This window comes from Mesorhizobium sp. Arg314 (assembly GCF_053714275.1).
The window spans coordinates 1-374 of sequence record NZ_JBSKBP010000280.1 but is presented as its reverse complement, the minus strand read 5'-3'; the positions used below and the strand labels follow the sequence as shown (position 1 = coordinate 374).

1 protein-coding gene is annotated in these 374 nt (G+C 63.9%); it reads right to left on the bottom strand.

The window, feature by feature from the left end; genetic code table 11:
* On the bottom strand, nucleotides 1–374 hold a 374-nt coding region (locus ACWGS9_RS35490; RefSeq protein ID WP_454509517.1), incomplete at both ends, for an IS66 family transposase.

Here is a 374-nt window from a genome sequence, read left to right as displayed (position 1 = left end):
CCGTCATTGGCGCCGGCCGACTGGGCCAGCCGGTTGTATGCCGCATAGCCGTCGACTTGCAGAATGCCGCGATACCCCTGCAGATGACGCTCAACACACTCGCCACCGCGACTGTCTTCGAAGCGGTAGGCGACCATCGGCGGACTGGCCCCGCCAAACGGATTATCGTCGCGGGCGTAGGCCCATAGCCAGGCCGTTTTGGTCTTGCCAGTCCCTGGCGCGAGCGTCGGAAGGCTGGTCTCGTCGGCAAAGATCCGTTCGGCCTGTTTGATGCGTTCCAGCACATAGTCGGCCAGGGGCTGCAGTTCGAAGCCGACCTTGCCCATCCATGGCGCCATCACCGTGCGATCGAGTTCGACGCCAGAGCGGGCAAA